This is a genomic window from Heyndrickxia acidiproducens DSM 23148 (genome assembly GCF_000374345.1).
Classification (GTDB): Bacteria; Bacillota; Bacilli; order Bacillales; family Bacillaceae_C; genus Weizmannia; species Weizmannia acidiproducens.
In genome coordinates this window covers 1-1,380 of record NZ_KB894076.1, presented here as the reverse complement: position 1 = coordinate 1,380, position 1,380 = coordinate 1, and the positions used below count along the sequence as shown (strand labels likewise).

Sequence of the window (1,380 nt, the reverse complement as noted above, 5' to 3'; positions counted from 1 at the left end):
TCCTTTCTCAAGAATAAATACGAGGACATTATACTCGTCAAATTCCGGACAGGCAATACCGTCAACTTTCGGTTATTTTTGGATGTCAGAAACACCCAAGAGTGAAGGCGATTTTCTTCCTGTAAATAGTACTGCATAAGAAAAACCATAGCAAAAACAAATAGGCATCATTGAACATTGATAAGGAAAAGAAGCCGGAATGAATTATTCAAACGTTTGATTAAAGAGCACGAAAAAAGGATCAGAATATCCCTTTCTACCTCTTTTCTCGATTTTTTCTTCTCTCTACTGTATTCTCCTGCCAAAAAGTCCTTCCTCCTCAAAGTCCCCCTTCCATTAACTCCCGCAAGGCATCCGCCGAATTCACCCACTTTCCAATCTGTTAAAAAGTTGTTTCCCAATATGCCCGATTCTGCCGTCTTTTTTCCACTCTGGATTATGCAGAATAGTCTGGAAAAGCTAAAAGTTGATTCCAGAAAGAGAGGAAAAATAACGGAATGATAAGGTTGAAAATCACACAAAAAAGAACTGAAAGCCGACCAGATTTTCAGATTAGAAAGGATACCGGAAGAGAACTGATTGAAGAAAAACTCTATTGAGTCCTTACAAGACAAGGGATTGGAGGGAATTGGGCAAAAGAAAAACTGGACCCGGTTTGGATCCAGCTAGAGTTTATATTGCCCATGAATCGGGACTTATTGTGACCCATGAATATCCATATTCTCCTGCCGAATTGACCCAATCCCCCGCCGGTCAGGTACCGGCTTTTTATCAGAGGGACGGAGATTTTGACAGAAAGATACTTAATCAATCGTTTGATTAAACCATCATTTATCCATATAAGAAAGCCGGCTGATCTTAATCAATCATTTGATTAAATAAAAAACCCCGGGGAGAAACCAGGCTGTCTTGGCTTTCCTCCGGGGTCTTTCTTTCTTATTCCACTGTTACGCTTTTGGCCAGGTTGCGCGGTTTGTCGACATCGCAGTCGCGGTGCAGGGCCGCGTAGTAGGCAAGCAGCTGCAGTGGTACGACAGAGATAAGAGGTGTGAGTAATTCGTGTACTTTCGGAAGCACGAAACGGTCGTCTTCCGTATTAAGGCCTTTCATTGAAATAATGCAAGGGTTGGCGCCGCGGGCAAGCACTTCTTTGACATTGCCGCGGATATTCCAGTTGACATCCTCTTGCGTTGCAAGCGCCACAACCGGGGTGCCTTCTTCAATCAACGCAATCGTACCGTGTTTAAGTTCGCCGCCTGCAAAACCTTCTGCTTGAATATAGGAAATTTCTTTTAACTTTAATGCCCCTTCAAGGCATACATAATAGTCGAGCGCACGGCCGATGAAAAAGCAATTGCGGGTTAGTGTTAAATAGTCAAA

The 1,380-nt window shown here is 43.0% G+C and carries 1 protein-coding gene; it reads right to left on the bottom strand.

Going from position 1 to position 1,380, the window contains the following annotated elements; translation table 11 throughout:
• Nucleotides 1–936: 936 nt before the first annotated feature.
• Nucleotides 937–1,380 (bottom strand): SIS domain-containing protein (locus tag C232_RS19070; RefSeq protein ID WP_018665543.1); only part of this gene is annotated, 444 nt, incomplete at its 5' end.